The organism is Gluconacetobacter diazotrophicus PA1 5, assembly GCF_000067045.1.
In the GTDB taxonomy this organism is placed as follows: Bacteria; Pseudomonadota; Alphaproteobacteria; order Acetobacterales; family Acetobacteraceae; genus Gluconacetobacter; species Gluconacetobacter diazotrophicus.
Window position 1 is genome coordinate 3,526,837 of the sequence record NC_010125.1, and the last position, 23,761, is coordinate 3,550,597.

Below are 23,761 nucleotides of genomic sequence, written 5' to 3' on the forward strand. Positions count from 1 at the left end.
CCACGTCCCGCCCGGGGGCACGTCGCGCAGGGTCACGGCCGCGTCCCCCACCACATCCGGTCAAGCTGCCCGGGATCACGTGCAGCGGCGGGCCCTTTTATCGACGCCGGAAAACGCCCCGTTATCCAGCCCGACCGAACTGTTTGCCGCCCGGCGCAGCGCCAGCGGCACCGCCGAGATTTCCAGCACCCGGGGCGTCACGCGGCCATGCAGCAGCGGCGCGCCGGCCAGCACCATCCGCGCCGTGCCGATCCGGTCCGCCACCACGCCGTCGGGCCGCACCAGGCGCATATCGGCCGCCCGCACATCCAGCGGCGCCGTCAGCCCGCCACGCAGCACGTCCCAGCCGACGCGCACCTGCCCGATGTCCAGCCGCAGCGCCGCCGGGCGGCCATGGCCGCCCGACAGGACCGGAACCGGCAGGACCAGCCGGGCCGGCAGGGTGACGTCCATCGGCCCCAGCGAAAGCCGCACCGCCAGTCCGGCGACGGCGATGACCGGCAGGGCGGCACAGCCGGCCGCGAGCGACAGCAGGATGCGCCGGTATGGACGCCGAAGCCGGGGCCGATCGGGGGCAGACGGGTCTTGACCGGGCGTCATGGGGCCGTCCACGGTGCGCCGCGCGCGGCATCCGCCCCCGCCCGGCCGCGCCCGCCCAAGGACGGACCATGCCCAGACCCAAGCCCGCCGGGACCAGCCCCGCCCCCGCCGACACGCATGCCGGCGCGCACTGGACCGACCGCGCCTGGCCCGCGCCGGCCGACGCGCGCGGCGCCGGCCTGCTGTGCGAGGACATGGAGGCGATCTGGCACGACCATGCGCTGGACCCCGCCCTGCTGCGGGCTGGCAGCGTGACCGCGCTGCTGGAATCCCTGGGTGGCAACAGCCCGTACCTGGCGGGGCTGGTCCGCCGCGATCCCGAGCCCTTCGCCCTGCTGCTGGCCGAGGGACCGGACCGGGCCATGGCGGCGGTACTGGCGGGGCTGGCCGCCCTGACGCCGCGCGACGACCGCCCCCGGATCGCGGCGACGCTGCGCGCGGCCAAGCGGCACGCGGCACTGGCCATCGCCCTGGCCGATATCGGCGGCATGTGGACGCTGGAACAGGTCACGCTGGCCCTCAGCCGCCTGGCCGAGGCGGCGCTGGATGCCGCGGTCAGGCATCTGCTGCGCTCGGCGCACGATACCGGCCAGATCGTGCTGCGGGACCCCGGACACCCCACGCGGGGCAGCGGCTTCGTGGTCCTGGCCATGGGAAAGCTGGGGGCGCGGGAACTGAACTACTCCTCGGATATCGACCTGATCGTGCTGTACGACCCGGACTGCCACCCGGGGCGCGAGGATCTGCGCCGGATCTTTGTCCGCATGACTAGCGACCTTGTCGGCCTGATGGAAGCGCGGGATGCCGACGGCTACGTGTTTCGTACCGACCTGCGCCTGCGTCCCGACCCGTCCGCGACGCCGCCCGCCATCCCGTTTCCCGCCGGAATCACCTACTACGAAAGCATGGGCCAGACGTGGGAGCGCGCCGCGATGACCAAGGCCCGTCCCGTCGCCGGGGACATCGCCGCCGGCCGGCGCTTCCTGACCGCGATCCGGCCCTTCGTCTGGCGCCGTCACCTGGATTTCGCGGTCATCGACGACCTGCACGACATGAAGGCGCGAATCGACCGGCATCGCAATGCCGGCCATGTCGGCCTGTCGCGCCTGACCGACCTGGGCGTCCACGACCCGCGCCAGGCCCGCGACTGGCTGATGGGTCACGACCTGAAGCTGGGCCAGGGCGGCATCCGCGAGGTCGAATTCGTCGCCCAGGCGGGGCAACTGGTCTGGGGCGGCCGCAAGCCCGAACTGCGCGACCCGACCACGCTGGGCGCGCTGCGCCGGCTGGTGCGGGCGGGCGTGCTGCCCCGCGCACAGGGCGAAAGCCTGTCGCGCACCTATCGCATGCTGCGCCGGGCCGAACACCGGCTGCAGATGCAGGCCGACCACCAGACCCACCGCCTGCCCGCGACGCGCGAGGCCTTCGATGCCTTCGCCACCTTCATGGAAGAGGAAAGCGGCCGCGCGATGGCCGCCATGATGCTGCCGATCATGCAGGAATCGCGCCGCATCTTCGAAGGACAGTTCGCCGAACCCAGCGGCGCCGGCGCCTCGGTCGATCCGCAGGCCGAGGACCTGGCCGAGGACCTGCGCCGGGCCGGCTTCGCCGGGACCGACATTCCCGACGCGCTGGCGCTGCTGCAGCGCTGGTCCGGCAACCGCCTGCGTGCCCTGCGGTCGGACCGCGCGCGCACCCTGCTGCGCCGGCTGCTGCCCGCGATCCTGGCCCGCTTCGGGCAGCGGCGCGACCCGCTGGCCTGCCTGCGGGGGTTCGACGCCATCCTGGCGCGGCAATGGGCCGGGGTGCAGTTCCTGTCGCTGCTGGAACGCAACCCCGCGCTGATCGACCGGATCGCCACCATCCTGGACGGATCGCCCTTCCTGGCGAACCACCTGGCCGAAACGCCGTCGGCGCTGGAAGGGCTGCTGGAAACCGGCGAGGAGGACGAGGACGCCGCCGCCATCCCGCCCGCGCGGCTGGTGCGCCAGCACGTGGCGGAGGCGCAATCGACCGAACGGGTGCTGCCGATCCTGCGCGCCCTGGTCCGCAGCGAGGAATTCCGCCTGTCCAGCGCCCGGCTGGAACACCGGATGGACGAGGATACCGCCAGCCGCGCGCGCACCGCCCTGGCCGACGCGGTGATTCGCGGCCTGCTGAAGACCGTGACCGACGAACATCACCGCCGCTACGGCCGCGTGCCCGGGGGCGCGATGGCGGTCATGGTGCTGGGCAAGGCCGGATCGCGCGAAATGATGCCGGGGTCGGACCTGGACCTGATGCTGGTCTTCGACCACCCCGACGACATCACCGACAGCGTGGTGTCCGCCCGCCCCCGCGGTGTGCCGGGCGACGACGACGGCCCGCCGCCGCGCGCGGTGCCCACCGGGCAGTATTTCGTGCGGCTGGCCCATGCCTTCATCGGCGCGCTGACCGCCCCGGGGCCGGAGGGGCCGTTATACGAGGTGGACATGCGGCTGCGTCCCTCCGGGTCCAAGGGGCCGGTCGCGCTGTCGCTGGGGGCCTTCCGCCGCTATCACGCCGAAAGCGCCTGGACGTGGGAACGGATGGCCCTGACCCGGGCCCGGGTCGTCGCCGGGCCGCCGGCCATGGTCAAGGCCCTGCGCACGGCCATCGACACCGCGCTGGACGGACGCCGCCACACCGCACGGGCGCGCAAGGCGACGCTGGAGGACACGCGGGCCATGCGCCAGCGGGTGGCGCGCGAACTGCCCGCCACCGGCCCGTGGGATATCCGCCGCCGTCCCGGCGGGCTGATGGATGTCGAATTCATCGCGCAGGCCCTGCAAATGGTGGCCGGCACGCGCGAGGCCCGCGACCCCTGCACGCGCCTGGCGCTGGGCCGGCTGGTGAAGCAGGGGGACCTGGACCCGGAACTGGGCCGCATGCTGGTGCGCGCGGACCGTTCCTGGCGATCGGTGCTGAGCATGCTGCGCATCCTGTTCGGCACCCGCCCGCCGGCGGACCCGTCGGCCACGATGACCCCCGCCATGCGCGACATCCTGCTGCACGAGATCGGGGCCGATTCGATCGAGGACGCGCTGGCCCGCATGGACGCGCAGGCCCGGGCGGTGCGCGCGGCCTTCGTAACCCTGATCGGGCCGGTCGAAGCGGACTTGCAGGGGCCGGCAAAGGCGGCGAAGTAGAAGGGACGAAAACGGAGGACGACGATGCCGGACAGCACCACCCCGACTTTCCCCGCCCCGGGCGCGCCCGTGCCGGATTTCGACATGCCGGCCAGCCGGGGGCGGCATGTCCGCCTGGCGGACATGCGCGGCCGACCCTTCATCCTGTATTTCTACCCCAAGGCCAGCACCCCGGGCTGCACCACCGAGGCCTGCGGCTTCCAGGAAGCCCTGGCGGCCCTGGGGGGCACCGGCATCCCGGTCATCGGCGTGTCGCGGGATTCGATGAAGGCCATCGACACCTTCGCCGACAAGCAGGGCCTGGATTTCCCGCTGGCCTCCGACGCCACCGGCACGGTGACGGAAGCGTACGGCGTCTGGGTCGAAAAATCCCAGTACGGACGGAAATACATGGGCATCGAACGCGCGACCTTCCTGGTCGACGCCGAAGGCCGGCTGGTACGGACCTGGCGCAACGTCAAGGTGCCGGGGCATGTCGCCGAGGTCATGACGGCGGCGGCCACCCTCTGACCGCCGCCGCCGGGCCTCACCGCCAGGCCTCAATAGCCCGGATAGCCGTATCCGTAGGGCTGGACGTACGCCACCGGCGGGGGTGGCGGAGGCGGAGGCGGCGCATAGGCCTGGGCCGCGATGGCGGTTCCGGCCGCGCCGATCAGCGCCCCGCCGATCAGTCCGCCGACAAAGGCCCCGCCGGGGCCGTAGCCGCGACGATAATAGCCGGGTCCGCCCCACCCGGGCCGACCCCAGCCGTGCCGGTCCCAGCCATGATCATGCCAGCCGCGACCGCCGCCCCATCCATGGTCGCGCCAGCCGGCATGCGCCGCGGGTGCCGCCGCGGCCAGGCCGCCGGCCAGTACGGGAACCGCCAGCAGAAGACGAGCCATCCTGCGCATGATCGCACTCCTTTCCATCGCGCGGAGGGTGGGGCCGAAGCCCGCCCCCCGCTTCACGATGCAGGAAAGACGACCCTGATGGCGATTTGCGGGCAGTCCTGCCGCATTCCCGTGACAAACTGTCACGGATGCGCGGCGGCGACCTCCTTCAGCCCGGCGGGAATGGCGAAGACGGAGTCGGGCTGGGCCGTCCGGGCCACGCTTTCGGCCCGCACCACGATGCGCGCGCCCTGCATGGCCTGCATCATCACGCCGTCGTCGCTGTAGCAGACCTCGCTGGCCTGGCCGTCCGTGTCATGCGTCTTGCCATACGGTGCAGGGCTGGCCGGCAACCAGCATCGTCGCCCCGCGCGACCAGTTTCCCGCCGCCCGCTGGCCCGGCTGCGTCAGCGCCGGGCCCGGTGCCGGGATCACGGTGCGGGCCCCGTGGGCCAGGTCGATCACGTTCAGGCTGCGCGTCCCGTAATCGGTGATCATGTAGGTGGCCGATCCCTCGGGGTCGATCCGCTGCCGCCGCGCATGGTCGGACCAGCGCATGCGCTGGTGCACCGACGGGATGGTCGGGTCGGGCGAGGCGATGACATAGGTGACGTCCACATCCTGCTGCGGCGTGACGAACGGCGCATCATCTGCGGCCCGCGCGGGGGACGCGTCCGCCGCCAGCGCCATCAGCAGGGCTGGTACCACGGTCCCCGCCACGGGCCGGATCATACGCCGGATCATGGGGTGGATCATGGGTTGGGCTGGGCCGCCCCGCCGGTCACGGGCTGGCCGCCGCCCACATCGTGCGAGGGGGCGACGCGATGCCGCATGACGAGCTGATAGCCCTGAGGCGGCTGGAACAGGCTGACGGGAAGGGGGCCGTAGGTCACCTTGGTGGCCTCCAGCCGCCCCTTCATGCCGTCGCCGTCCACCCCGTCCTCGCGCAGGATCACGCCGTCGTCGGTCACGCAGGCGGTGGCGGTTCCCCGGCCGGAGACGATATCCCATACGGTGCAGGCCAGGCCCGCGACCTGGCCCGTACCCTTACGGGTGAACTGCATCGACAGGTCCAGCAGGAACGGATTGCGGATGCCGTTCCGGGCATCGAGCTGCGTGTAGACCTTCTGCTTGTTCAGCACGATCGTCACCTGCCGCGCCGCGCGGTCCAGGATGGTCGAACCCAGGCCCTCGGGGCTGTCGATGCGCATCATGCCGCCATTGGCGGTGAACCAGGTCTGGATCGCCTTGGGGGCCGGCGCGCCATCGGGCTGCACGTTGTATTCGACCTGCACGTCGCGCGCCGGGGCCAGCGGCGGATGCGCGTCGTTCTGGGCATGGGCCGGCGCGGCCGCGCCGAACGCCACAGCCACCCCGGCCAGCATCGCCAGCGACATGGCGCGGCCTGTCGTCGGATGGGTCATGAACCTGCCTCCCTCGTGTGCTTCTGTCCTGCCGTCAGTTCTATCCCCTTCCGCCGCAACAGGGAAATCGTGCGCCGCCATTCAGGGACCGTCCGGCGGATGGCCGGTCGCCGCGGGACGCATGGCGGCGATTTCGCGGCGGATGGCCTCGCCCTCCCCCGGCCAGCGCGCCGGCAGGGCCAGCGCGCGCGCCAGGCGCCGCTTGTACCGCCAGGCGGGGATTTCGATGCCGCCGAACCGGGCCAGGTGCGCGGTGCCGAACTGGTGTCGAGCAGCGCGAACCCGCCGATCCGCAGCCGCGCCACCAGCGACACCAGCGCGGCTTCGAGGCGTCGGTCCTGCGGCTGAACATGCTTTCCCCGAAGAACGCGCCCCCGATCGCGACCCCATACAGGCCGCCGACCAGCACGCCGTCCTGCCAGCTTTCCACGCTGTGGGCATATCCCATGTCATGCAGGTCGCAGAACAGGCGCACGATCCGTTCGTTGATCCACGTCGTCTCCCGCCCCGGCGCGGGGGCGGCGCAGGCGCGGATCGTCGCTTCGAAATGCCGGTCGGCGACGATGTCGAAGCGATCGGACAGCACGGTGCGCAGCAGGCGGCGCGGCACGTGGAAGGCGTCCAGCGGCAGGATGCCGCGCATGTCCGGGTCGTACCAGTCCAGATGCGCCGATTCCGCGTCCGGCGCCATGGGAAACAGCCCGATCGAATAGGCACGGAGCATGATGTCGGGGGTAATCGCCATCCCCTCGCCGTCCGTCATCACGCCCCCTCTTCCCTGCCCCCGCCGCATCCGGTGTCTGGACACGGCCCGGTCATGCCCGGCAATGATTGCATCCTGATACAGCAGCGGGATCCACCGCACCTGTCAAAAAAGGTCCATCCATGTCGCGGACGCGCCCCCGCCTGATCCATTCCCAGCGCCTGCCGGACGCCGTCGCCGCGCGGATCGCGCGCGACTACGACACCCCGCCCGCGCCCGACCACAAGCTGACGGCGGACGAACTGGTCGCGCTGGCGCGCGATTTCCGCCCCGACGCGGTGCTGGTCACCAGCAGCACCCCGGTTTCGGCCGCCACGGTCGCCGCCCTGCCGGACAGCGTGCGCGTCATCGCCACCATCAGCGTGGGCACCGATCACCTGGACATTCCCGCCATCGTCGCGCGCGGGTGGGCGCTGACCTACACGCCCGACGTGCTGACGGACTGCAATGCCGACCTGACGATGATGCTGATCCTGGCCGCCGCCCGGCGCGGCGCGGAGTATCTGTCGGTCATGCGCGGGGGGTGGGGCCGGTCGCTGGGCATGGAGGAAATGCTGGGCACCCGCGTCACGGGCAAGACCCTGGGCATCATCGGCATGGGGCGGATCGGCCGCGCCGTCGCCCGGCGGGCGCGGGGCTTCGACATGAAGGTCCTGTATTCCAACCGGCGCCGCCTGGCGCCGGACCTGGAACAGGGCGCCACCTATTTCTCCGACATGCGCGACATGCTGCCGCACTGCGATATCCTGACCCTGCACATGCCCGGCAGCAAGGGCGCCCCCCCGGTCATTACCGCCGACCTGCTGGCGCGACTGCCCCGGGGCGCGATCTTCGTCAACGCGGCGCGCGGCAGCCTGGTGGACGAGGACGCGCTGATCGCCGCCCTGTCCGACGGGCACCTGGCGGCGGCCGGGCTGGACGTCTACCGCAACGAACCGCACCCCGACCCGCGCTTCCTGGCGCTGTCGAACGTGTTCCTGACCCCGCACATGGGCAGCGCCACGCTGGAAACCCGCACCGGCATGGGCATGCTGGCGCTGGACAATATCGACGCGGTGCTGGCCGGCGGCCCGGCCGTCACCCCCGTTCCCGTCTGACACGGAGGCCGCCATGCAGCCCCGCCTGACCTTCCTGTTCGCCTGCCTGACCGGCTGCCTGGCCGCCATCGCCCTGATGGTGGCGGCCCCCCATTACGCGGGCATGGCCCGCACCATGATCGGGTTCTATCTGGGGGTGGCCGTGATCGTGGCGGCCCGGAACGCCCTGCGGCGCGCCGGTCCGTAATTGCGCGCCGTCAGAAGGCCGCGCCGGTCATCCCGGCGCGCAGCGACTCCGCGGTGCGGCGGACTTCGGGGCCATGTTCGCGTTCCAGCCGCCGGATGGTGAAATGCGCCCGCGCCAGCGCCCGGTAGTGCGCCAGGAACGCCGCATTCAGCGACGCGCCGCACAGGGCGCCGGCCACCGGCATCATCTGCACCGCCAGCTTGCGCGACAGGCCCAGCCCGTAATGGGACGCGACCTCGGACACCAGCATGACCACCGGCCGGCCGCGCAGCATCGCCCGGGCCGAAAAATAACCCAGTTCGCTTTCTTCGTCCGTCGCGCCGACCGGGAAGGCCCGCAGGGCGAAGACTTCCAGGCACGCACGGCGGGATTCCGGGGTGGACAGGTCCTCGCCCTCCTCACGCGCGATGCGGGCGATTTCCCGCATGATGGTCAGCGTGGTGAAGGTGACGTCGGGCACCAGCCCGGCCAGCCCGGCGAATCCGCCCACCGCGCCGGACACGGTCACCGCCGCCTGGACCGCCGGGGCCCGCCACGCGGGGGCCGAGTCGCGCGTCAGCGGTACGGCGTCGGGCGCATGCATGCCCACGATGGCGACTTCAAAGGCGCGTGAGATCGCGGTTTCGGCGATGCCCTTCAGCTTAGCCTGCAGGCCGGGCGCCATGCCGATCCCGCGCAGGCCCAGCCGCGCCGCCTGCCCCACCGCGCCGCCCATCAGGTCGGCCAGCCGCACCAGGACCCCGCGCCCCGATTCGACCTTCTCCAGCGCGCTCTGCAATTCGGCGATCGCAGGGGCGTCCAGCACCAGCGGAGCGATCTCGCTCCCGGTTTGAATGGTCATTCCCCAACCCTCCTGCCAGTGACGCGACCCCACCCGCCCGGACGGCAGGCGTGGCAGCAGATACACGATGCCCCGCCAATCGGGACGGTAGCCGCTTTTTCCACGATATTACCCCTCTCGCAAATCCGCCGTCACGCCGTATATGGTCAGGAACACAGTGCCGCCATGCCGACGCCGCGGCTGACGGCGCGCCCCCGCCGTGACGAAATGCGCGTGCCCCCGGGAGACCTGACCACCCTTCCATATTGGCTGAACGCAAGGAGAGACCCGATGGACGTCCCGGTGGACACGCAGATGAACAGACTGAGCGCCGGACGGCGCACGGGCCGGACCGCCCTGGCCATCCTCGCCGTCGGCACGGCGCTGGCCGTGGTGGCGCCGCCGGTACAGGCCGCGCCGAAACACCATGCCGGGGCGCAGACGGCGCAGACGGGTGGGCTGAACGCACCTATCTCAACCAATCTTGGCACAACCAATCTTGGCAACAGTACGGCGGCGCGGCCCGCCGACCCGCGGGTCGATCCCGACAATCCGCCCGCGCCCCCGCCGCCCGACGGCTACCAGGTCGTGCAGGACGAGGATGTCAGCGTGCAGGCCTACAGCCCCCGCGTGACCGCCATCCAGGGACCGGGACTGCCGTCGATCGAGGCACGCCAGACCCCGCGCAGGCCCAACGACGTGCCGTCCCACTTCAGCGTGTTCGGCGTGCCGGTCAAGTTCGACGCCCCGGTACAGCCGCCCTACAACGCGTCGTTCATGTATTCGACCTATGCGGGGCAGCCGGGCCGGGGCATCGACGCGATCGGTGCCGAAGGCGCCGCCGGCGAACCCTGACGGGTAGGGGGCTCCGTCAGGAGCCGCCCCACCCGCCCATGCGGCATAAATGGCCCCATTGCGTGTCCGAGACCGGCACGACGGACAGGCGGGACTGGCGCACCAGCGCCAGGTCGGCCAGGTCCGGGTCGGCCTTGATCGCCGCCAGCGTGACGGGGTGGGGCATCGGCCCCACCGCGCGGACATCGACACAGACCCAGGCGCCGCTTTCCGCCGTCGGGTCCGGATAGGCTTCGCGGACGATCTCGACCACGCCCACGATCTCCTTGCCGATATTCGAGTGATAGAAGAAGGCGCGGTCGCCGCGCGCCATCGCCATCAGGTTGCGCTTCGCCTGATGGCTGCGCACGCCGGTCCAGGGCTCGACGCCGTTGGCCACCTGCTGGTCCCAGGAAAACGCGTCGGGCTCGGACTTCACCAGCCAGTATGCCATCGCGCCTATTCCACCAGCGCGCCGTCGCGGAAGACCGGCCGGAAGGCACGGATCACCACGCTTTCGAACACGTCGGCCTTGGCATAGGGGTCGCTGGCGGCGAAGCCCTCGGCCGCCGCGCGGTCCTCGACATCGACCAGCAGCATGCTGCCGGACGGCCGCCCGTCCGGGCCCAGCAGCGGGCCGGCCTCCCGGATCCGTTCCTGATAGGCCTGCAGATAGGCCAGATGCTGTGCCCGGGTGGCCATGCGCGTTTCCAGCGCGCCCGGCTTGTCGGTGCAGATGATCGCGAAAAGCATGGAAAGTCCCCTGTCCCAGGAATCGGCCGGCCTGCCCGGCGTGGGTGAACAATCTGCCATGATCGGCACAGGCCGTGCCTTTCTTCGCATGATAGTGTAGGACCGGAAAGCGAAACGCCCCCGCCGTCATACGACGGATGCATAGATTGTGACAGGAGCCCTCCGCCGGACGCGGGGGGAACGAAACCGTCTTGAACGCCACGCAGAGCCTCGCCGCACGCACCGGCGGTTTTTTCCATCGCTACGCCAACCCGGGACGGTTTCTCCGGCTGGGGGCGCGCCTGCAGCCCTGGCTGACCTGGCCGGCCCTTGCGCTCTCGATAACCGGGATCGTCTGGGGGCTGTTCTTCTCGCCCGCCGACTGGCAGCAGGGCGACAGCGTGCGGATCATGTATGTGCACGTGCCGGCGGCGTGGCTGGCCTCGTCGGGCTACATGGCGCTGGCGGTCTGCTCCCTGCTGTCTCTGGTCTGGCGGCACCCGCTGGCCGACCTGGCGGCCGTCGAGATCGGGCCGGTCGGCGCCGCCATCACCGCCGTCTGCCTGGCCACCGGTTCGCTGTGGGGCAAGCCGATGTGGGGCACGTGGTGGGTATGGGACGCGCGCCTGACGTCGGTGCTGGTCCTGTTCTTCCTCTATCTGGGCCATATCGCCCTGATCCGCGCGTTCGACGAACCGCAGCGCGGCTATCGCGCCGCCGCCATCCTGGGGCTGGCCGGCGCGGTGGACCTGCCGATCATCAAGTTCAGCGTGCAGTGGTGGAACACCCTGCACCAGCCCGACAGCATCAGCCCTGACCGGCGCGCCCACCATGTCCACCGCCATGCTGTGGCCGCTGCTGGTCTGCACAATTGGCTTCACGCTGGGCTTCGCCGCCATCGTGTCGCGCGCCTGCGCGCCGCCATCATGGAAAGCCGGGTGCGCACCGCCCTGGCCGCCCGGCGCGGCCGCCCGGCGGCGCGCGAGGACGCCGGCGCGGGCCTGGACGGAGCCGTCGCATGACCCACCTGCCCTATATCGTCGCGTCCTATGGCATGACCATCGGGCTGGCCATCATCCTGGGCGGCGGTGCGGCGCTGCGCCTGCGTCGGGCGAAGGCCCGCCTGGCAACGGTCGAAGCGAAAGCCCGCCTGGCCACGGTCGAGGCGAAGGCCCGCCAGGCGACGGGGCGGCAGGCATGACCCGCAAGAGCCGCCGCCTGTGGCTGGTGGGCGCGTGCCTGCTGGGGCTGGGCACTGCCACCGCCCTGGTGCTGAACGCGTTTTCGTCCAACATCGTCTTCTTCATGGCGCCGTCGCAGGTCCGGGCCCATCCGCCGGCCGCCGACCGCACGATCCGGCTGGGCGGCATGGTGGTGGCGGGGTCGGTGCGGCGCCAGACACAGGGCGACACGCCGATCGCGCTGTTCGACGTGACCGACGGCCAGGCCGCCGTCACCGTGCGCTATGCCGGCATCCTGCCCGACCTGTTCCGCGAGGGACAGAGCGTGGTCGCCGTCGGCACCGTGGCGCCGGACGGCGCCTTCCGCGCCAGCGAGGTCCTGGCCAAGCATGACGAGACCTATATGCCCAAGGAAGTGGCCGAGGCGCTGCGCCGCAGCGGCAAGTGGGACCCGCGCTACGGCAAGGCCCCCGACGCCGCAAGCTGGAACACCATGACCGTGGGCGATGCGCGCCACGGCGAGGCCAACCGGTCATGACGCCGGAACTGGGCAATTTCGCGCTGGCGCTGGCCTGCTGCCTGGCCGGCGGGCAGGCGATCCTGCCGCTGGTGGGCGCGCGGCGGCGCGACCCGCGGCTGATGGCGCTGGCCCCCGCCCTGGCGGTGGGGCAGATGCTGGCGCTGGCCTTTTCCTTCGCATGCCTGATCGATGCGGCGGTGCGTGACGATTTCTCGGTCCAGAACGTCGCGGCCAACAGCGCCGCCGCCAAGCCGCTGCTGTACAAAATCACCGGCGTATGGGGCAATCACGAGGGATCGGTACTGCTGTGGGCGCTGATCCTGGGGATCTGCGGCGGGGCGGTGGCACTGTTCGGCCGCAACCTGCCCTCTGCCCTGCGGGCGCGGGTCATCGCGGTCCTGGGCGGCGTTTCGGCCGGCTTCCAGCTGTTCTGCCTGACGACGTCCAATCCGTTCGACCGCGTCTGGCCCGCGCCGATGGACGGCCAGGGCATGAACCCGCTGCTGCAGGACCCGGGCCTGGCCTTCCATCCGCCCATTCTCTACACCGGCTATGTCGGCTTCGCCGTGCCCTTCGCCTTCGCCGTCGCCGCCCTGATCGAGGGACGGGTGGACGCCGCCTGGGGCCGCTGGGTCCGCCCCTGGGCCGTCGCGGCCTGGTGCTTCCTGACCTGCGGCATCGCGCTGGGGTCGTGGTGGTCGTACTACGTGCTGGGCTGGGGCGGCTACTGGTTCTGGGACCCGGTGGAAAACGCGTCGCTGATCCCGTGGCTGACCGGCACCGCGCTGGTCCATTCCGCCATCGTGGTGGAAAAGCGCGAGGCGCTGAAGATCTGGACCGTGCTGCTGGCCATCGGCACATTCTCGTTCTCGCTGTCCGGCACGTTCCTGGTCCGCTCGGGCATTCTCAATTCCGTCCATGCCTTCGCCAACGACCCGGCGCGCGGCATCTTCATCCTGGGCCTGCTGGCGCTGGTCATCGGCGGGTCGCTGCTGCTGTTCGCGATCCGCGCGCCGGCGCTGGTGGCGGGCGGCCTGTTCGCGCCGGTCTCGCGCGAGGGGCTGCTGGTCGTGAACAATATCCTGCTGTGCTCGATCTGCGCGGTGGTGCTGACCGGGACCATGTATCCGCCCTTCATGTCGCTGCTGTTCGGCAAGACGATTTCGGTCGGCAAGCCGTTCTTCGACGCCACGGCGGCGCCGCTGGCGATTCCGCTTCTGGCCTTCATGGGGTTCGGCCCGATGATGCCGTGGAAGCGCGCCCAGTTCTGGCCCGTGCTGCGCCGGCTGTGGTGGGCCGGGATCGTCACCGCCCTCGCCTTCTGCCTGATGGCCTGGCGCATCCGCGACGTGCTGCCGCTGCTGGCCGCGACCGGCGCGGTCTGGGTGATCGCGGCCAGCGTCGCCGACATTGCCGAGCGCGTCCGCCTGTTCCGCATCCCGCCCGGCGCCAGCCTGCAGCGCGCGCGCATGCTGCCGCGCGCGGCGCTGGGCGCGGCCCTGGCCCATGCCGGCGTCGGCATCAGCGTGCTGGGGCTGGCCGCCATGTCGCAGGCCCAGCACCGCATCGTCGAGGTCCGGGTCGGCCAGACCGAGATGCTGGCCGGCGACGCCTGGACCCTGACCGCGATCCGCGCGGCCCCCGGCCCGAACTACACGTCCCTGATCGCGACGATCGAGGTCCGGCATGACGGCAGGCTGGTCACCGTGCTGCATCCGTCCAAGCGCACCTTCCCCAGCCAGAACCAGACGACGACCGAGGTCGCCATCCATACCAACCTGATGTCCGACCTGTACGGCGTGCTGGGCGACCGGCACGGCACCGACGCCGACCCGACCTACGTGCTGCGCCTGCACTACAATCCGCTGGCGCCGTGGATGTGGCTGGGCGGGCTGATCATGGCGCTGGGCGGGGCGCTGTCGCTGTCCGACCGGCGGACGCGCGTCGGCGCGCCGCGCCGCGCCGCCGCCCCCGGCATGGTGGCCGCGCAATGACCGGTACCGTGCCGCATCCCCCGAACCTGGCGCGGCGGCGCCTGCTGATGGCGGCGCCGCTGGCCGCCGCCGGGGTGGCGGGAGTGGCGTTCTGGCGCATGCTGTCGGGCATGAGCCAGGGATCGTTCGACCCGCACGACATCCACGCCCCGGTGCTGAACCGCCCGGTGCCCGATTTCAAGCTGCCGGACCAGACCCCCGGCCAGGGATTCGGCACCGCCGACCTGCGCGCGCTGCAGGCGCCGGTCCTGGTGAATTTCTTCGCGTCCTGGTGCATCCCGTGCGTCGCGGAGATGCCCGAACTGAACGCATTGAAGGACCGGCTGCCGATCTGGGGCATCGCCTACAAGGACAAGCCGGACGACGCCGCCGGCTTCGTGAAGCGCGCCGGCAACCCCTACGCGCGCATCGCCGGCGACCTGTCGGGCATGACCGCCATCGACTGGGGCGTGTCCGGCGTGCCGGAATCCTTCCTGGTCGGGCCGGGCGGCGTGATCCGCTGGCACAGCGCCGCCGCGCTGGACGCCGACACGGTTCGCGGCACGCTGCTGCCCCTGGCCGCGAGCCTGCATTCATGAGGACCACGGCGCGCACCCTGCTGGTCACGCTGGTCCTGGCCGCCGGGCTGTCGCCCCTGGCGGCGGCGGCGGTCGACGATCCGTCGGAAATGCTGCCCGACCCGCGCCAGGAAGCCCGGGCCGAGGCGATCGGCGCGCAATTGCGCTGCCTGGTCTGCCAGAACGAATCGATCGAGGACAGCAGTGCCGGGCTCCTGATCCGCGACCTGCGCCACGTGGTGCGCGATCACGTCGCCCGGGGTGAGTCCAACCGGCAGATCATGGACTGGATGGTCGGCCGCTACGGCAATTTCATCCGGCTGCGCCCGGCGCTGACCATCGGCACCCTCCTGTTGTGGGGCATGCCGGTGCTGGCCCTGCTGGCGGGGATCGGCGCGGCCGCCCTGGCCTTCCGCCGGTCGCGGGGCACCGCGCCCGCGCCGCTGAGCGACGCCGAACGCGCGCGCCTGACCGACCTGACCGGACCGCGCTGAGGGGCTTATGATCTGGATTGGCATTTTCCTGCTCAGCACGGTCGTGCTGCTGCCCGCGATCGTCGCGATTCGCCGCACGGACCGCCTGACGGATGAACGCGCATCCGCCCTGCTGCTGCATTACGCGCAACTGGCCGAACTGGACCGCGACCGGCAGGACGGGCTGATCGCGGACAGCGAACATCTGGGCGCCGTGCTGGAAGTCCAGCGGCGGCTGCTGGCCACCGACGCGGCGCCGGCACGGAGCCTGGGCCGCGCGGCGAGGGTGCCGGCCGTCGTGGTGGCGCTGCTGCTGATCCCGGCTTCGGCGGTGGGGCTGTACCTGCTCTGCGGCCATCCGGCGCTGCCGGCCCAGCCCCTGGCGCCGCGCCTGGCCGCCCTGCATGCCCAGGACCATCGCGACGACGCGCTGCTGGCGGAACTGCGCACCGGCCTGGCCCGCATGGCCCCCGACGACCCCAACCGCTTCCGGGGGTACCTGCTGCTGGGCCAGGCGGAAGCCGCCCGCATGCATTACGCCGACGCCGCCGAGGCCTGGCGGCAGGCGACCGCCATCCAGTTCATCCCCGAAATCGCGGCCCGCGCGGCCGAGGCCCAGACCCTGGCGGACGGACGGGTCTCGTCCGACAGCGCCGCGCTGTTCCGCCGCGCGCTGGACGGCGCCCCGGCCGACGCGCCGTGGCGCATGGCGGCGGAACAGCGGATCGCCCAGTCGGAGCACCAGTAACCCGCCATGATCGAACCCGTCCCCAGCAGCGTCGAGCAATGTCCGTTCTGCCACCGGACCATTCGCGGCACGACCGAGACCTGCCCCCATTGCGGGGCGGAACGGCAGTTCGGCCCGACCCGGCGCGAAAGCCTGGCCAGCATCGGCTTCGGCGTGGTGGTCGGACCGGCCGGGATGGCGCTGGCCGGGGCGGGTATCACGCTGGCCCTGATGGCGGCCGCGATCGGCGGCGTGCTGGGCTTCTTCGTCGCCCATTCCCGCCATGCCGGCGATCGCTGGATGCCGCCCCGGAAAGCGCGCTGAGAAAGGCACTGAGGCGGGCGATCACACTCCCGTTCCCGCTGCCGCTCCGTCCTTGCCCGCTGGCGGCGCCCGGGTAACAGTGCCCCCATGACCGACACCCAGACCCCGAAGCCCGAACCCTCCGTGACGCAGCCCCAGGGCAACGCGGAAAAACCGGCCGAGCCGCATGAATATGGCGGCCCGAAGGAACAGCGCCCCACGCGCTATGGCGACTGGACCGTCAAGGGACGCTGCATCGACTTCTGATCCGATCGGTTCGGTTCAGAGTCCCAGCAGGATTTTCTGTTCCTGGAGCCAGGTGCGGAACGCCTCGACCTGGGCGACCGGGGGCAGGTGCCCCGACCCGTCGGCCAGGGCACGATAGAGGTCCCATGCCGGCTTCACGGCGACGGCCAGCGCGGGCCGCTGTTCCAGGTGATGGCGCAGTGACGGCTGCGCCACGGCCGACAGGTCCGCGGGAAGGGTTTCGGGCGGGAAGGCGAACATCGACCATATCCGCGCCATGACGGCGTCGGGCGCGTCGAGAAGCCGGTCGAAGAACGCCGCGAAGACGGGCTTGTCCCGCAGGAACTCCAGGGCCGTCACCATATGGTCGGCCCAGAGGAACACCCCGATCCCGACCATGATCCGGTTGCGCCGCTGCAGGGACATCGCCACCTCGACCGGGTGGCGCGTGGTCAGGATGTAGCGCGGGACATAGCCCTCCGCGACCAGCGCCCGGTGCCATACCGGCATCAGCAGGCAGATTCGCGGGTCCTTGAGGACGATGGCGCGTGCGTCCGGGTATTGCGCGCGGATCGTTTCGCGGATGCGACCGACATGCGCATCCAGGCCGGCCCCGGCGTCCTTCAGGCGGACGCTGGAAAACAGCCGGTCCCATCCCGCGCCATATTCCTTCAGGATGCCGTCGTTCAACGCGGCGATGATCGGCGATTCCCAGAATCCGTCCCGGTTATCTTCGCCTGGCGGCATCAGGCTGGTCGGCAGGTCGAACCCGGCCCTGGCCAGCAGGTGGCTGACCAGCGAGGTTCCGGACCGATGCATGCCGACGACGACCATCGCGGTTTTCTCGTCGCGGTCCGATCGCCGGATGGCGGGCCGCGCGGCGATCGCATCGCATTCGGCCTGCCAGTCCCGCTGCGACCGGATATTCGGCACGTCGATGCCGTAAGCCTGCCGGATCGCCTTGCCAACCGCGTCGGGGTCGGGCGCGCTGGTGACCAGGAGATCATAGTTGCAGGCGTTGCCGATCGTCCGATAGGCCGTCTTCCTGTCGGCGCCGGCGGGATTGTCCATGTCCAGGAACAGGACCCGCACCCGACCCGGCAGGGGCGGACGGGGCGGGAAGCGTCTGGAATAGACGATCGACACAGCCGGCTCGCCGGCCGGTTCCGCCGCAGGCTTCGGCGGGGCCAGCCCGTGACGCCGCAGAAAGCCGGCAATATCGGGGGCGGACGGAGCGTCCCGGCCGGTGATGCAAACCGGTCCCCGGTCGGCGCAGGCGCGTACCAGGCCGGCGAGCGTGCGCCCGCCATCCTCGATCGCGCAATCCACGTGCAGCCTGGTCCGGACTGTCGAAGGCGTCTTTCGCGCCCTGTTCCACACGGCGCGAAAGGCACGGACGGGCACTACAGGCTGCCCTGTTCCTGCACGCGCCCGAATCGCGCCCGCTCCACCTGGCGATGGCCGGGCGGACGCAGTTCGCACGAGATCAGGTAGATCCCGGCGACGAAGATGATGTTGGCCAGCGAGTTGAACCACAGCGCGATCTCGAAATACGGCGGCGCGGTGGCGCCCTGGTAGAGCGCGTAGACGGCAAACGGAATCGACAGCGGCCGCATGCCGGCCAGCATCACCCGCAGCGGGTTCATGTGGCCCGGCCGCACCATCGGCCGCACCCGGTTGATACCCATGTAGAAGGCCAGCCCCAGGCACCAGACCAACACGTTGAACATGGCATCGCTGATGGACATGTGGCCGACCAGGATCATGGCGACGATCGACGCGGCCGACAGCATGATGGCCCCGAACTGGAAGCTCATGCCCACGGCCATCGCCGGCAGCCGTTCGGGCAGACGGTCGGCGAAGGGCTGAAAGACCCGGTCCAGCAACCAAGCATCGAATTGGTTGACGCGATCACCAAAAGACATGTGGACCTTGTATCAAGCCCGTATCGGGACCGCATCCCCTTTCACGATCCGCCCGTCAGGCGGCGGCGACGCCCTCGTCCAGGATCGTGACGTCCAGGATCGCGGTATCGCGCAGCGTGGCCTGGGCCCGCGCCTGGATGGCACGGCGCAGCAGGCACATCATGCCCGGGACGCAGTTGCCGCATTTGGGGCGGCAGCCCCGGCGGGCATGGATCTCGCCCGGCCGCGTGGCGCCTTCCTCGGCGGCTTCCGCCACGTCACGATCCGTCAACATGTTGCAAGAACAGACAAACATGGCGTGTCCCAATATCCGTGCCCCACCCGTTTGAAGCACAGATGATAACTGTTCGCAATCTCATTCGCAAAAAAAGACGGGCGCCGAATGCAACTCCGACGCCCGCATGGTTCATGCCAGACTGGCTTCCCGCCGCCCGAAGGGCGTGTCAGCCCACGCCGTACACCGCATCGCGCACCGCGTCCGGATAGGCACCGGCCATGCCCGCCAGAGCCGTATTGCTCAGCATCACGATCGATACCCCCCGCGCGGGGTCGGCGATCCATTGATGGCCGTAGACCCCGCCCCAGGTGAAGGCGCCGCGTGACATCGGGGTGCGCGCCCGTGCCGGATCGTCCACCGTCGCCGCCCCGATGGCGAAGCGCATGCCGTCATTGGCCATTCCCATCGGCAGGTCGCCGATCGCGTTGCGCCCGAACAACGCGGCGCTGTCCGCCGACAGGATCGGCCCGCCACCCGCGCGCAGGGCGTCGACGAAGGTCAGGAATTCCTCCGCCGTGCCGACCATGCCCGCCCCGCCCGAGGGATAGGAACCAGAATCCAGCACCCGGTCCGGGGCGAAGACGATTTCGCTGATCCGGCCGCCGGGCAGTTGCCGGGGCATCGCGTAGCGCGCGCCCATCGCGACCGGGACGGGCCGCGCATCGGCATAGGCGCCGCACAGGGCGGTCGGGTCGGGCACCGAAAACCCGCTGCGCGCCCAGCCCAGCGGCGCGCCGACATACTGCCGCACAAGCTCCGGCAGCGGCGCGTCGCCCGCGCGTTCCAGCACGCCGCCCATCACGTCCAGCGCCAGAGAATACTGGCACCCCTGCCCCGGCGCGAACGACAGCGGCACGCCGGACAGGCGCGCCAGGTTGTCGGCCAGCGCCAGTCCGGGCTCGGCAATGCCGTCGGAAACGCCGGCGCGGACATAGGGGTTGTCGTCGCGCGGGAAGGCAAAGCCGTAGGACAGGCCCGCCGTGTGCGTCAGCAGGTGGCGCAACGTGATCACCGGCACCGATCCATCGGCACAGGCCGGCCGGAAATCGGGCAGGAATCGCGTGACCGCGTCGTCCAGGCCCAGCATTCCGCGTTCGGCCAGTCGCAACGCCACGGCCGTCACCACCGGCTTGGTCAGCGACGCCAGGCGCATCAGCGTATCCGTCGCCATCGGCCTGTCGCCCTCGCGATTCGCCAGGCCGGCGGCACAGCGCACCACGACGGCGCCGTCCACCGCCACCAGCACCACCGCGCCCACCAGCCTGCCCCGCGCCACCGCGCCCCGCACCACCTGATCGACCCGTTCGGCCATTCCCCCAGTCGGCATGGCAATCGACATGGCGTCCATCATTACGTCTCCTTCATTCCAGGCCCCGACACGATCCCGCCGGTTTTCATGACGGCGGGCGGGGTCTACGCTGTCCGGGCCACCAGGAGTATCCAGCAGATCATGACAGCGCGTCTGGCCACCACCGCATTAAGCCTCTCCCTGGCTCTTCTGGCCATGCCTCCCTCGGCCATGGCCGCGCGGGTCGAAGCCCCGCCGCCAGCGCGGCCGGCGGCGACCGAACAGGCCGATGCCGCGGTGCGGGCCACCCTGCCGAACGGGCTGCGCGTGGTGGTGATCCGCGACCGGCTGGCCCCCGTCGTGACGACCGAGATCAATTACCTGGTCGGCGCCAGCGAGGCGCCGAAGGGCTTCCCCGGCACCGCTCACGCGCTGGAACACATGATGTTCCGGGGCAGCGCCGGGCTGGACAAGGACCAGTTGGCGGCCATCGGCGCACGGCTGGGCGGCAGCTACAATGCCGACACGACCGAGAACGTCACCCAGTATTTCTACACTGCCCCGGCCGAGGATCTGGGCGTGATGCTGCGGATCGAGGCGCTGCGCATGCGCGGCCTGGCCCTGAGCGAGGCCGACTGGGAAAAGGAACGCGGCGCGATCGAGCAGGAGGTGGCGCGCGACCTGTCCAGCCCCAGCTACCAGTACTTGTCGCGCCTGCAATCCATCCTGTTCGCCGGCACGCCGTACGAACATGACGCGCTGGGCACGCGCCCGTCCTTCGACAAGACCGACGCCGCCCTGCTGCGCGGGTTCTATGACCGCTGGTACGCCCCGAACAACGCCATCCTGGTCATTGCCGGCAATATCGACCCCGACCGCGCGATCGATCAGGTCCGCGCGGCCTTCGGCGACATTCCGCGCCGTGACCTGCCGGCACGCACGCCGGTCACGCCCGGCCCGGTCAAGGCGCAGACCCTGCGTTTCCCCACCGATTATCCCGTCGGCCTGACGACCGTGGCCTGGCGCATGCCGGGCCTGACGTCGAAGGATTACGCGGCGGCGCAGATCCTGGCCGATGTCCTGTCCAGCCAGCGGGGCGCGCTGTACGCCCTGGTGCCGGCGGGCAAGGCGCTGTTCGCCGGGTTCGAATTCGCCCCCAAGCCCGACGCCGGAATCGGCATCGCGGTCGCCGCCTTCCCCAAGGGCCAGGACCCCGCCCCCCTGCTGGCCGAAATCAACGCGATCCTCGGCGCCATCCGCCGGAACGGCGTCCCCGCCGACCTGGTCGAGGCCGCGCGGCGCAAGGAACTGGCGCAACTGGGCTTTTCCGCCAACAGCATCAGCGGACTGGCGGAAAACTGGTCGCAGGCGCTGGCCGTCATGGGGCTGAACGCGCCCGACGAACTGGGCACCGCGCTGAAATCCGTCACCGTGGCCGACGTCGATCGGCTGGCACGGCAGATCCTGGACCCCGCCCAGGCCATCACCGCCCAGTTGACCCCCGAGGATTCGGGCAAGCCGGTGGCCGGCAAGGGCTTCGGCGGATCGGAATCCTTCGCCACGCCGCCCGACCATCCGGTCGCCCTGCCCGACTGGGCGCGCACGGCGCTGTCCACCCTGACCCTGCCACCGCCGGTGGGCCTGCCCAGCGTCTTCACCTACCCCAACGGGCTGCAATTGATCGTCCAGCCGGCCCGTGTCAGCCACACCATCTCGGTGTACGGGCAGGTGCGGCAGAACGCGGACATGCAGGAACCGAAGGGGCAGGAAGGCATAGCCTCGATCACCGAGGACTTGTTCAGCTACGGCACCCGCTCGCTCGACCGGCTGGCGTTCCAGAAGGCGCTGGACGACATCGCGGCGACGGAAAGCGCCGGCCCCGGCTTCAGCCTGTCGGTCCTGACGCCGGATTTCGAACAGGGCATGCGCCTGCTGGCGGACAACGAACTGCATCCCGCCTTCCCGGACCAGGCGTTCCAGGTCGTGCGCATGCAGGCGGCACAATCCTATGCCGGCCTGCTGCAGACGCCGGACTACCTGTTCGGCCGCGCGATCAAAGCCGCGGTCTCGCCCCCCGGCGACCCGACCCTGCGCCAGCCCGATCCGCGCCGGATCATGGGGCTGAGCCTGTCGGACGTGCGCGCCTTCTACGCCAGCGCCTACCGGCCGGACCTGACCACCATCGTGGTGGCGGGCGACATCACGCCCGACCGGGCGCGCGACGTCGTGGGCCGCACCTTCGGCGCCTGGCCCCGGCCCGCCGGCCCTACCCCCACGGTGGACCTGCCGCCGCGCCCCGACAGCCGCGCCGCGCGGACCGAGGTGCCGGATCATACCAGCGTGCAGGATTCGGCCATCCTGGCCGAAAGCCTGGGCCTGACCGCGTCCCATCCCGACCATTTCGCGCTGAGCGTGGGGAACGAGATCCTGGGCGACGGATTCTCCTCGCGCCTGTATCGCGACCTGCGGGTCAGGACCGGCTACGTCTATTCCGTCAGCAGCAATTTTTCATGGTCGCGCCATCGCGGCGGCTACAGCATCAGCTTCGGCGCCGACCCCGACAAGGTCGGCCGCGCCCGCGACGCCGCCATCCACGATGTCGTCGCCCTGCAGGCCCAGCCGGTGTCCGACGACGAACTGACACTGGCCAAGGCATCCCTGCTGCGCGGTCTGCCGCTGCAACGCGCCAGCCTGGATTCCATCGCGGCCGAGGATTTGCACCTGGTCAATCTGGGCCTGCCGCTGGACACCCCCGACACGGCCGCCCGCGCCTATTACACCATGACCGCCGCCGACGTGCAGAAAGCCTTCCGCACCTGGGTCCGCCCCACCGACCTGGCGGAAATCGTCAAGGGCCCGGCCTCGATCCGCTAAGAGCCTGTTTGGAAAGTCATGGATGAGCGTTTCTTCGGGTGAGATTGGCGCCCATGGCGACGAAGATCATGGCCTGTGAGACATCGATGCGACGCTCGTAATCGCGCACGAGGCGTCGCCATCGGGTCATCCATCCGAAGGTTCGCTCCACGACCCAGCGCCGGGGGAGAACCTCAAAGCCTTTCGCTCCGTCCCTGCGACGGATCACCTCGACGACGAAGTCCAGGTAGGCAGCCTTGTCCATCAACTGGAGCCGGTCATAGGCACCGTCCGCGAATAGATGCTTGACCCACGGCCAGCGCTTGCGGATCGCGTCCAGGATCATCTGCGCTCCGGCGCTGTCGGAGATGTCCGCCGGCGTCAGGTTGACCATCAGCAGGCGTCCGTCCGTATCCACGGCGATATGCCGCTTGCGCCCGACAATCTTCTTTCCAGCGTCGTAACCTCTTGTTTTCGCGTGCGGCGCCTTGATGCTCTGGCTGTCGATCACTCCGGCCGAAGGGCTGGCTTCACGGCCCGAGCGCTCCCGGTCAAGCATCAGTTCCACATCATGAATGGTCTGGAACAGGAACCGCCGGGCCAATTCCTGAACCAACCATAGACCGTAGGCCAATGCCGAAATGGATGGGAAGAATTGGAAAAGAGAAGGAGGATCCCCCCCCCCCCCCCTCCGCGTTGATCACCTCGCGGAATTCGATCTCGCGCGGACGCCCCGTGCGTCCCGGCTCGGGCATCAGTGGCGCGATGCGCGCCCATTCCTCCTCCGTCATATCAGACGGATAACGCTTCGTCTTGCGGGTAATCCTGGCCATGCGGCCTCTCTGCTCTGGCGTCCACATCCAGAGCTTGAATCACACTTCAGCGACTTTCCAAACAGGCTCTAAGCAGGCTGTCGGGTTG

General features: G+C 70.6%; 26 protein-coding genes and 3 pseudogenes. 15 read left to right on the plus strand and 14 right to left on the minus strand.

Annotated features, from left to right (window positions below; all coding sequences use genetic code 11):
• Positions 1-75 precede the first annotated feature (75 nt).
• Positions 76-600, minus strand: coding sequence for a hypothetical protein (locus GDI_RS18655; protein WP_157871067.1), 525 nt, complete (start codon positions 598-600; stop codon positions 76-78).
• 68 nt (positions 601-668) lie between these two features.
• Between GDI_RS18655 and GDI_RS16245 the strand changes: the two genes are divergently transcribed.
• Both GDI_RS16245 and GDI_RS16250 read left to right on the plus strand, forming a co-directional pair.
• On the plus strand, positions 669-3,767 hold the full coding sequence (locus GDI_RS16245) for a bifunctional [glutamine synthetase] adenylyltransferase/[glutamine synthetase]-adenylyl-L-tyrosine phosphorylase (protein ID WP_041249538.1): 3,099 nt from the start codon (positions 669-671) through the stop codon (positions 3,765-3,767).
• A gap of 24 nt (positions 3,768-3,791) precedes the next feature.
• Positions 3,792-4,277: a peroxiredoxin gene (locus GDI_RS16250; protein WP_012228001.1), complete on the plus strand. Its 486-nt coding sequence runs from the start codon at positions 3,792-3,794 to the stop codon at positions 4,275-4,277.
• Positions 4,278-4,306: 29 nt separating this feature from the next.
• Here GDI_RS16250 and GDI_RS16255 read toward each other — a convergent pair whose 3' ends face one another.
• From GDI_RS16255 to aat, 5 genes and pseudogenes are all read right to left on the minus strand, one after another.
• Positions 4,307-4,660, minus strand: a complete 354-nt coding sequence (locus GDI_RS16255) for a hypothetical protein (protein ID WP_012554680.1) — start codon at positions 4,658-4,660, stop codon at positions 4,307-4,309.
• A 122-nt stretch (positions 4,661-4,782) separates the two neighbouring features.
• Positions 4,783-4,992: a hypothetical protein gene (locus tag GDI_RS20360; RefSeq protein WP_231854142.1), complete on the minus strand. Its 210-nt coding sequence runs from the start codon at positions 4,990-4,992 to the stop codon at positions 4,783-4,785.
• Complete coding sequence (locus tag GDI_RS16260) at positions 4,955-5,383, minus strand: hypothetical protein (RefSeq protein WP_012228007.1); 429 nt, start codon at positions 5,381-5,383, stop codon at positions 4,955-4,957. Before GDI_RS16260 ends, GDI_RS20360 begins: the two co-directional genes overlap by 38 nt.
• 8 nt (positions 5,384-5,391) lie before the next feature.
• Positions 5,392-6,063, minus strand: coding sequence for a DUF4412 domain-containing protein (locus tag GDI_RS16265; protein WP_012228008.1), 672 nt, complete (start codon positions 6,061-6,063; stop codon positions 5,392-5,394).
• An 81-nt stretch (positions 6,064-6,144) separates the two neighbouring features.
• A pseudogene (gene aat, locus GDI_RS16270) lies at positions 6,145-6,826 on the minus strand (leucyl/phenylalanyl-tRNA--protein transferase).
• A 122-nt stretch (positions 6,827-6,948) separates the two neighbouring features.
• Here aat and GDI_RS16275 point away from each other — a divergent pair.
• Together GDI_RS16275 and GDI_RS20085 are read left to right on the plus strand one after the other, a co-directional pair.
• Positions 6,949-7,923 carry a 2-hydroxyacid dehydrogenase gene (locus tag GDI_RS16275; protein ID WP_012228012.1) on the plus strand — a complete coding sequence of 325 codons (975 nt, stop codon included), beginning with the start codon at positions 6,949-6,951 and terminating at the stop codon, positions 7,921-7,923.
• Positions 7,924-7,936: 13 nt separating this feature from the next.
• Entirely contained in the window at positions 7,937-8,110 is a 174-nt protein-coding gene (locus tag GDI_RS20085) for a hypothetical protein (RefSeq protein ID WP_012228014.1), read from the plus strand.
• 10 nt (positions 8,111-8,120) lie between these two features.
• On the opposite strand, the gene GDI_RS16280 is transcribed toward GDI_RS20085, so the two are convergent.
• On the minus strand, positions 8,121-8,951 hold the full coding sequence (locus tag GDI_RS16280) for an EcsC family protein (RefSeq protein ID WP_012554677.1): 831 nt from the start codon (positions 8,949-8,951) through the stop codon (positions 8,121-8,123).
• 165 nt (positions 8,952-9,116) lie between these two features.
• On the opposite strand from GDI_RS16280, the gene GDI_RS16285 reads away from it, so the two are divergent.
• The gene (locus tag GDI_RS16285) at positions 9,117-9,785 is read left to right on the plus strand and encodes a hypothetical protein (protein ID WP_012228018.1); all 669 of its coding nucleotides are present in this window, start codon (positions 9,117-9,119) and stop codon (positions 9,783-9,785) included.
• Positions 9,786-9,801: 16 nt separating this feature from the next.
• Here the strand turns inward: GDI_RS16285 and GDI_RS16290 are convergent, their stop codons facing one another.
• The gene (locus GDI_RS16290) at positions 9,802-10,218 is read right to left on the minus strand and encodes an EVE domain-containing protein (RefSeq protein ID WP_012228020.1); all 417 of its coding nucleotides are present in this window, start codon (positions 10,216-10,218) and stop codon (positions 9,802-9,804) included.
• Between the two features lie 5 nt (positions 10,219-10,223).
• Entirely contained in the window at positions 10,224-10,517 is a 294-nt protein-coding gene (locus tag GDI_RS16295; protein WP_012554675.1) for a YciI family protein, read from the minus strand.
• A 191-nt stretch (positions 10,518-10,708) separates the two neighbouring features.
• On the opposite strand from GDI_RS16295, the pseudogene GDI_RS16300 reads away from it, so the two are divergent.
• The 9 genes and pseudogenes from GDI_RS16300 to GDI_RS19335 all read left to right on the plus strand — a co-directional run bounded on the left by GDI_RS16300 (position 10,709) and on the right by GDI_RS19335 (position 16,518).
• Positions 10,709-11,518: pseudogene (locus tag GDI_RS16300) on the plus strand (heme ABC transporter permease).
• Positions 11,515-11,697: a hypothetical protein gene (locus tag GDI_RS16305; RefSeq protein WP_012228033.1), complete on the plus strand. Its 183-nt coding sequence runs from the start codon at positions 11,515-11,517 to the stop codon at positions 11,695-11,697. Before GDI_RS16300 ends, GDI_RS16305 begins: the two are co-directional and overlap by 4 nt.
• Complete coding sequence (gene ccmE / locus GDI_RS16310) at positions 11,694-12,215, plus strand: cytochrome c maturation protein CcmE (protein WP_012228035.1); 522 nt, start codon at positions 11,694-11,696, stop codon at positions 12,213-12,215. Before GDI_RS16305 ends, ccmE begins: the two co-directional genes overlap by 4 nt.
• Entirely contained in the window at positions 12,212-14,191 is a 1,980-nt protein-coding gene (locus tag GDI_RS16315) for a heme lyase CcmF/NrfE family subunit (protein ID WP_012228037.1), read from the plus strand. The genes ccmE and GDI_RS16315 overlap by 4 nt, the downstream gene beginning before the upstream one ends.
• On the plus strand, positions 14,188-14,769 hold the full coding sequence (locus GDI_RS16320; RefSeq protein WP_012228039.1) for a redoxin domain-containing protein: 582 nt from the start codon (positions 14,188-14,190) through the stop codon (positions 14,767-14,769). The genes GDI_RS16315 and GDI_RS16320 overlap by 4 nt, the downstream gene beginning before the upstream one ends.
• A complete protein-coding gene (locus tag GDI_RS16325) occupies positions 14,766-15,242 on the plus strand; it encodes a cytochrome c-type biogenesis protein (protein WP_012228041.1) in 477 nt (158 codons plus the stop codon). Before GDI_RS16320 ends, GDI_RS16325 begins: the two co-directional genes overlap by 4 nt.
• 7 nt (positions 15,243-15,249) lie before the next feature.
• Complete coding sequence (gene ccmI / locus GDI_RS16330; RefSeq protein ID WP_012228043.1) at positions 15,250-15,969, plus strand: c-type cytochrome biogenesis protein CcmI; 720 nt, start codon at positions 15,250-15,252, stop codon at positions 15,967-15,969.
• A 6-nt stretch (positions 15,970-15,975) separates the two neighbouring features.
• On the plus strand, positions 15,976-16,272 hold the full coding sequence (locus tag GDI_RS16335; RefSeq protein WP_012228045.1) for a hypothetical protein: 297 nt from the start codon (positions 15,976-15,978) through the stop codon (positions 16,270-16,272).
• An 87-nt stretch (positions 16,273-16,359) separates the two neighbouring features.
• On the plus strand, positions 16,360-16,518 hold the full coding sequence (locus GDI_RS19335) for a DUF1674 domain-containing protein (RefSeq protein ID WP_012228047.1): 159 nt from the start codon (positions 16,360-16,362) through the stop codon (positions 16,516-16,518).
• 15 nt (positions 16,519-16,533) lie between these two features.
• On the opposite strand, the gene GDI_RS16340 is transcribed toward GDI_RS19335, so the two are convergent.
• The 4 genes from GDI_RS16340 to GDI_RS16355 form a co-directional block, all read right to left on the minus strand.
• Positions 16,534-17,826: a sulfotransferase family protein gene (locus GDI_RS16340; protein ID WP_012554672.1), complete on the minus strand. Its 1,293-nt coding sequence runs from the start codon at positions 17,824-17,826 to the stop codon at positions 16,534-16,536.
• Positions 17,827-17,900: 74 nt separating this feature from the next.
• Positions 17,901-18,422 carry a hypothetical protein gene (locus tag GDI_RS16345; RefSeq protein WP_012228051.1) on the minus strand — a complete coding sequence of 174 codons (522 nt, stop codon included), beginning with the start codon at positions 18,420-18,422 and terminating at the stop codon, positions 17,901-17,903.
• Between the two features lie 55 nt (positions 18,423-18,477).
• Entirely contained in the window at positions 18,478-18,717 is a 240-nt protein-coding gene (locus tag GDI_RS16350) for a (2Fe-2S)-binding protein (protein ID WP_012228053.1), read from the minus strand.
• 148 nt (positions 18,718-18,865) lie between these two features.
• Entirely contained in the window at positions 18,866-20,050 is a 1,185-nt protein-coding gene (locus GDI_RS16355; RefSeq protein WP_012228055.1) for a serine hydrolase domain-containing protein, read from the minus strand.
• A 99-nt stretch (positions 20,051-20,149) separates the two neighbouring features.
• Here GDI_RS16355 and GDI_RS16360 point away from each other — a divergent pair, with 99 nt between their 5' ends.
• A complete protein-coding gene (locus GDI_RS16360) occupies positions 20,150-22,861 on the plus strand; it encodes a M16 family metallopeptidase (RefSeq protein ID WP_173363386.1) in 2,712 nt (903 codons plus the stop codon).
• A 16-nt stretch (positions 22,862-22,877) separates the two neighbouring features.
• Here the strand turns inward: GDI_RS16360 and GDI_RS16365 are convergent.
• A pseudogene (locus tag GDI_RS16365) lies at positions 22,878-23,700 on the minus strand (IS5 family transposase).
• Positions 23,701-23,761 lie beyond the last annotated feature (61 nt).

Bases quoted from the DNA above. Each gene is read 5' to 3' on its own strand.
- GDI_RS16335 (WP_012228045.1), top strand. From the start codon at position 15,976: ATGATCGAACCCGTCCCCAGCAGCGTCGAGCAATGTCCGTTCTGCCAC.
- GDI_RS16250 (WP_012228001.1), top strand. From the start codon at position 3,792: ATGCCGGACAGCACCACCCCGACTTTCCCCGCCCCGGGCGCGCCCGTG.
- GDI_RS16245 (WP_041249538.1), top strand. From the start codon at position 669: ATGCCCAGACCCAAGCCCGCCGGGACCAGCCCCGCCCCCGCCGACACG.
- GDI_RS18655 (WP_157871067.1), bottom strand. From the start codon at position 600: ATGACGCCCGGTCAAGACCCGTCTGCCCCCGATCGGCCCCGGCTTCGG.
- GDI_RS16275 (WP_012228012.1), top strand. From the start codon at position 6,949: ATGTCGCGGACGCGCCCCCGCCTGATCCATTCCCAGCGCCTGCCGGAC.
- GDI_RS16290 (WP_012228020.1), bottom strand. From the start codon at position 10,218: ATGGCATACTGGCTGGTGAAGTCCGAGCCCGACGCGTTTTCCTGGGAC.
- GDI_RS16315 (WP_012228037.1), top strand. From the start codon at position 12,212: ATGACGCCGGAACTGGGCAATTTCGCGCTGGCGCTGGCCTGCTGCCTG.
- GDI_RS16350 (WP_012228053.1), bottom strand. From the start codon at position 18,717: ATGTTTGTCTGTTCTTGCAACATGTTGACGGATCGTGACGTGGCGGAA.
- GDI_RS16285 (WP_012228018.1), top strand. From the start codon at position 9,117: ATGCCGACGCCGCGGCTGACGGCGCGCCCCCGCCGTGACGAAATGCGC.
- GDI_RS16325 (WP_012228041.1), top strand. From the start codon at position 14,766: ATGAGGACCACGGCGCGCACCCTGCTGGTCACGCTGGTCCTGGCCGCC.
- GDI_RS16295 (WP_012554675.1), bottom strand. From the start codon at position 10,517: ATGCTTTTCGCGATCATCTGCACCGACAAGCCGGGCGCGCTGGAAACG.
- GDI_RS16280 (WP_012554677.1), bottom strand. From the start codon at position 8,951: ATGACCATTCAAACCGGGAGCGAGATCGCTCCGCTGGTGCTGGACGCC.
- GDI_RS16355 (WP_012228055.1), bottom strand. From the start codon at position 20,050: ATGATGGACGCCATGTCGATTGCCATGCCGACTGGGGGAATGGCCGAA.
- GDI_RS16265 (WP_012228008.1), bottom strand. From the start codon at position 6,063: ATGACCCATCCGACGACAGGCCGCGCCATGTCGCTGGCGATGCTGGCC.
- GDI_RS20085 (WP_012228014.1), top strand. From the start codon at position 7,937: ATGCAGCCCCGCCTGACCTTCCTGTTCGCCTGCCTGACCGGCTGCCTG.
- ccmI (WP_012228043.1), top strand. From the start codon at position 15,250: ATGATCTGGATTGGCATTTTCCTGCTCAGCACGGTCGTGCTGCTGCCC.
- GDI_RS16305 (WP_012228033.1), top strand. From the start codon at position 11,515: ATGACCCACCTGCCCTATATCGTCGCGTCCTATGGCATGACCATCGGG.
- GDI_RS16360 (WP_173363386.1), top strand. From the start codon at position 20,150: ATGACAGCGCGTCTGGCCACCACCGCATTAAGCCTCTCCCTGGCTCTT.
- GDI_RS16255 (WP_012554680.1), bottom strand. From the start codon at position 4,660: ATGCGCAGGATGGCTCGTCTTCTGCTGGCGGTTCCCGTACTGGCCGGC.
- GDI_RS16345 (WP_012228051.1), bottom strand. From the start codon at position 18,422: ATGTCTTTTGGTGATCGCGTCAACCAATTCGATGCTTGGTTGCTGGAC.
- GDI_RS16260 (WP_012228007.1), bottom strand. From the start codon at position 5,383: ATGATCCGGCGTATGATCCGGCCCGTGGCGGGGACCGTGGTACCAGCC.
- GDI_RS16320 (WP_012228039.1), top strand. From the start codon at position 14,188: ATGACCGGTACCGTGCCGCATCCCCCGAACCTGGCGCGGCGGCGCCTG.
- GDI_RS19335 (WP_012228047.1), top strand. From the start codon at position 16,360: ATGACCGACACCCAGACCCCGAAGCCCGAACCCTCCGTGACGCAGCCC.
- ccmE (WP_012228035.1), top strand. From the start codon at position 11,694: ATGACCCGCAAGAGCCGCCGCCTGTGGCTGGTGGGCGCGTGCCTGCTG.